The 4883-nt window shown below is 55.9% G+C and carries 5 protein-coding genes and 2 pseudogenes; 6 read left to right on the forward strand and 1 reads right to left on the reverse strand.

Translation table 11 applies throughout. The annotated features are described in order from the left end of the window. The 5 genes from B3849_RS14295 to rfbA all read left to right on the forward strand — a co-directional run. On the forward strand, positions 1 to 264 hold a 264-nt coding region (locus tag B3849_RS14295), incomplete at its 5' end, for a hypothetical protein (protein WP_286780347.1). Between the two features lie 28 nt (positions 265 to 292). Then, positions 293 to 859, forward strand: coding sequence for a dTDP-4-dehydrorhamnose 3,5-epimerase (gene rfbC, locus B3849_RS14300; RefSeq protein WP_286780353.1), 567 nt, complete (start codon positions 293 to 295; stop codon positions 857 to 859). Further along, positions 860 to 1897, forward strand: a complete 1038-nt coding sequence (gene rfbB / locus B3849_RS14305; RefSeq protein ID WP_286780348.1) for a dTDP-glucose 4,6-dehydratase — start codon at positions 860 to 862, stop codon at positions 1895 to 1897. It begins immediately after the preceding gene. Continuing rightward, a complete protein-coding gene (rfbD, locus tag B3849_RS14310) occupies positions 1894 to 2760 on the forward strand; it encodes a dTDP-4-dehydrorhamnose reductase (protein WP_286780349.1) in 867 nt (288 codons plus the stop codon). The genes rfbB and rfbD overlap by 4 nt, the downstream gene beginning before the upstream one ends. Before the next feature lie 6 nt (positions 2761 to 2766). Continuing rightward, positions 2767 to 3648 carry a glucose-1-phosphate thymidylyltransferase RfbA gene (gene rfbA, locus B3849_RS14315; RefSeq protein WP_286780350.1) on the forward strand — a complete coding sequence of 294 codons (882 nt, stop codon included), beginning with the start codon at positions 2767 to 2769 and terminating at the stop codon, positions 3646 to 3648. 297 nt (positions 3649 to 3945) lie between these two features. Here rfbA and B3849_RS14320 read toward each other — a convergent pair. Continuing rightward, positions 3946 to 4299, reverse strand: a pseudogene (locus tag B3849_RS14320) (integrase core domain-containing protein); the annotation flags it as partial. A 137-nt stretch (positions 4300 to 4436) separates the two neighbouring features. Between B3849_RS14320 and B3849_RS14325 the strand changes: the two are divergent. Further along, a pseudogene (locus tag B3849_RS14325) lies at positions 4437 to 4883 on the forward strand (IS110 family transposase); the annotation flags it as partial.

Here is a 4883-nt window from a genome sequence, read left to right on the forward strand (position 1 = left end):
GCAGATATAGGCTCGGCAAGGTCAGCTATTCTCGGATGCTATGAAGAAATCGTTGTGGACTATTTCAGCAAACATGGCCTGAAATTTGTTCTTATACCCAAGAGCTTAAGCAGTCGTTCCGGGGCCACAAAATCGAAATACCTGTCCGTCGGAGGCGGAATCGCTTCGCTCAAGACGCCCGCAAGCCGAGGTGATTTTTCACACATGAATGCAGAGTACGGCCGAGTGTGCCTCAAGAACTATCTGGACCATTACTTCACATAATCCTAATTATAGGTTGCATATTTTGCCAATAGATGTCCAACAAACCCCGCTCACTGGCGTCGCAGTTATAACACCCTCCCGCCTCGCCGATCATCGCGGTTTTTTCTCCGAAAGCTACAGTATACAGGCGCTCGCCAGTCATGGAATCACTACGTCATTCGTCCAGGACAATCATACTATATCGATGGTGCATGGTGCCATTCACGGGCCGCAGTTCCAGGCCCCCCCCCGTGCTCAGGGCAAGCTTGTCCGCTGCGGACGAGGCGCTCTCTTTGACGTGGCAGTCGATATTCGTAAGGGGTCGCCGACCTATGGGCAATGGTTTGGGGTCGAGTTGAGCTTCGAGAATGGTAAACAGTTGCTGGTGCCCGTGGGATTCGCGCATGGGTTTGTGACACGCGCGCCAGAAACTGAAATTATCTACAAATGTACGGATTATTACGCGCAGGAGACCGAAGGTGCCGTCGCTTGGAACGATCCCGAGGTCGGAATCGACTGGGGTCTGGGGGATATGACGCCGGTTTTGTCGGACAAGGACGCAAATGCGCCCTTTTTGGCTGATCTTAACAGTCCGTTCACGTTTGAGAGTGTATAGATGAAGCTATTGGTGACAGGCGGCGCGGGGTTTATTGGCTCGGCGGTGGTGCGGCTGGCGATTGCCCAAGGGCATAGTGTGGTGAACCTAGATGCGCTGACCTATGCGGCGTGTCTTGAGAATGTGGCGAGCGTGGAGGACAGCCCTCTATATGCGTTTGAGCAGGCGGATATTTGTGATCGGGGGACGTTGGATAGGATCTTTGCAACACATCAGCCCGACGCGGTGATGCATCTCGCGGCTGAGAGCCATGTCGATCGCTCCATTGACGGGCCGGGGGCGTTTATTCAAACCAATGTCACCGGCACCTATACGTTGCTTGAAGCCGCGCGTGCCTATTTGCAAGAGGCGGGCAAGCCCGATGGTTTCCGCTTTCACCATATCTCCACTGATGAGGTTTACGGCTCCCTCGGGCCCATGGGGCAGTTCACCGAAGATACGCCTTATGATCCGCGCAGCCCCTACTCTGCTTCAAAAGCGGCGAGCGACCACTTGGTGCGCGCGTGGGGCGAGACCTATGGTCTGCCAATAGTGCTTACAAATTGCAGCAATAATTACGGACCATACCACTTCCCTGAAAAACTGGTGCCCGTAGTCATCCTCAAAGCGCTCGCCAGAGAGCGCATTCCGGTCTACGGCGATGGCGCGAACGTACGTGACTGGCTGTTTGTCGAAGATCACGCCGATGCGCTGCTGACCGTGCTGACCAAGGGGGAATTGGGCCGCAGCTATAACATCGGGGGCGAGAACGAGGTCAGCAATCTTGAGCTGGTCAAAATGATCTGCGCCCTGCTGGATGAGCGCCACCCCGAATGCGCACCCCATGCCGATCTGATCACCTTCGTCGCCGACCGCCCCGGCCATGATCAACGCTATGCCATTGATCCGACACGTATCCGGACAGAGCTTGGCTGGCGGCCCTCGGTCACGGTGGAAGAAGGATTGGCGCGCACTGTGGATTGGTACCTTGAGAATGAGGGTTGGTGGCGCGCGCTGCAAAACCGCCAAGGCGTAGGCGAGCGATTGGGCAAGGCATGAAGATCCTCGTCTTCGGGCACAGCGGTCAGGTCGCCACGGAACTGCGCGCGCTAGACGGCGATGACATCCAGATCATCGCCCTCGCCCGCGCCGATGCGGACTTAACCGACCCCGCCGCCTGCGCTGCTGCGATCAACGGCCACGCGCCTGACGCCGTGATCAACGCCGCCGCTTACACCGCCGTGGATAAGGCCGAAAGCGATGCAGAAACGGCACAGATCGTCAACGCCGATGCCCCCGCCGCCATGGCCCAAACCTGCGCCGCACGCGACATTCCTTTCGTCTCTATCTCGACCGATTATGTGTTTTCAGGCGCTGGTGACATGCCTTGGACAACTGTCGACCCGACCGATCCGCAAGGTGTTTACGGCCGCACCAAGCGTGACGGAGAGGTCGTAATTGTAAAGACGGGCGGGCGCTACGCCGTGTTGCGCACCTCTTGGGTCGTGTCGGCCCATGGCAATAACTTCGCTAAAACCATGCTGCGCCTCGGAGTCGAACGCGAGGCATTAACCATCGTCGCCGACCAGATCGGCGGCCCTACCGGCGCTGCGGAGATCGCACGGGCCTGTATAACAATCGCCAAAACCCTCGTTTCAGAGCCCGAAAAATCCGGCATTTACCATTTCTCGGGCGCGCCCGACACGAATTGGGCGGATTTCGCCCGCGTAATTTTCGACGCCGCCAACACCCCCTGCGCTGTCACCGATATCCCGTCGGCTGACTACCCTACCCCCGCCAAACGCCCGCTGAACTCCCGGCTGGATTGCACAGCGACCGAGGCCGCCTTTGGCATTTCCCGCCCCGATTGGCGCCAGAGCCTCACCCATATTTTGACCCAACTTGATTTTCCCAAGGACTGAATTACCATGACCCAGACGCCCAAACGCAAAGGTATAATCCTCGCTGGCGGCTCCGGCACGCGGCTTTATCCGATCACGATTGCCGTGTCGAAACAGCTGCTGCCGATTTATGACAAGCCAATGATCTATTATCCGTTAAGCGTGCTGATGCTGGGCGGTATCCGTGAAATTTTGATCATCACCACGCCTCAAGACGCCGAGCAGTTCAAGCGGGCTTTGGGAGACGGCAGACAATGGGGCATTGCGCTGAGCTATGTCACGCAGCCCAGCCCCGATGGACTGGCTCAGGCTTACATCTTGGCGGAAGAGTTCCTAGACGGAGCACCTTCCGCGATGGTGCTTGGTGATAATATTTTCTTTGGCCATGGCCTGCCCGAGATTCTCGGCCAAGCCGACGCCCAAACCGCCGGGGGCACTGTCTTTGGTTACCGCGTCTCGGACCCTGAACGCTATGGTGTTGTGGATTTTGACGAGAACGGCCAGGCGCGACAGATCATTGAGAAACCCAAGGTGCCACCATCAAACTATGCGGTAACGGGGCTGTATTTTTTGGACAACACGGCGAGCGAGCGCGCTAAGTCGGTCAAGCCATCAGCACGGGGAGAGCTGGAGATCACGACTCTACTCGAGACATATTTGGGTGATGGATTGCTGAATGTTCAGCGCATGGGGCGTGGTTACGCCTGGCTGGATACCGGCACGCATGGAAGCTTATTGGATGCGGGGAATTTTGTGCGGACGCTCGAAACGCGGCAGGGTTTGCAGACGGGAAGTCCTGACGAAATCGCTTATGTTCAAGGTTGGATTAGCGCGACGATGCTTGGCGAACAGGCAAACATGTTCGGGGAAAATGACTATGGTGCCTATCTGAACAGCATAACAAACTAAGCATTATAGGCAGGGAAAGCATTTGTGTCGCACGCGAAATAAATACCAATCGTATTGGACCTTATCGTGTGAACAGTCTTCCTCACCGGCACCGCCGGCTTAATAGGCGGCTACCTTGCGCAACTTCTGTTCGATGAAGGATGCCGCGTTCATGGCTTTGTTGGCCTTAATCTCTTCGGTATTGGGGCGAAAGTAGACTTGCCGTTTGTCTATACAGACGACGCCGTCATTGAATTACGCACCCCTCATTGTATTTGATTGGGGTAGGTTGTGACCTGCCCCCCGCTGTTCCCTCGTTCATAACGAGTGTCTGCAGGTTGGATATGGGTATTCGGCTTCTCCGTCTGGCGCAAACGCGCTGGGCGCGGAGCTCTCAAATTGCTCAAGCGTTAGGCGCGCTTGCTGCGGTGTCTGTTTGCCCAAGGACAAGTGCGGTCTGACCGTGTTGTAATCGTAACGCCAGAGGGAAAGTTTGCGCCGTGCGTCCTCCAAACTATCGAAGATTTCCTCATCCAGAAGTTCAACCCTGAGGCTGCCGTTGAAGCTTTAAACGAAAGCGTTCTGCTGAGGCTTACCCGGATCGATGTAGTACCAAGGCACCTTGTTCTCGTCGGCCCATTTCAAGATCGCCCGACTGGTGAACTCGGTGCCATAACACCTTTGGAATGAAGCTGATTGAGAGGCTATGGCCGCCTGCGCAGCCTCCAGATAGCGCAGCAGGTGGTCATAGCCGGGTCTCGGGTCCCTACAGTGGTTTTGCACAAACCACACCGCAAAGGAGACCAACTATGACCAAGATTATTGTTGCACAAGATGCCCCTGTTTTGGTGGCTATAGACATCGCCAAGGCCCGGCATGAAGTTTTGATCGCTATTCCAAATAAGAAACGGCGACGTCGGTTAACAGTTTTGAACGAACTCGCCGACTTCAACCGCCTCGCCACCGCACTTAAGGAATACGCACGCCCAGTTCGTGTGGCCTTTGAGGCGACAGGCAATTATCACCGTGCCTAGGCGTGCTATCTGGCAACTGCTGGCTTTGAGATAAAGCTGGTGTCCTCAGTGGCTTTGGCGCGGACGCGGGAAGCCCTCAACGACAGCTGGGATAAGAATGACCCAAAGGATGCGCAAGTGATCCTGCATATGATGGAGATCGGAAACGAGCAATATTACCACGACCCTCTGGTATGCGGCACGAATGACATTCAAGAGCTGTCCAAAACCCACGATATCGTC

The sequence above is a fragment of the Sulfitobacter sp. UBA4523 genome (assembly GCF_002388305.1).
Classification (GTDB): Bacteria; Pseudomonadota; Alphaproteobacteria; order Rhodobacterales; family Rhodobacteraceae; genus Sulfitobacter; species Sulfitobacter pontiacus.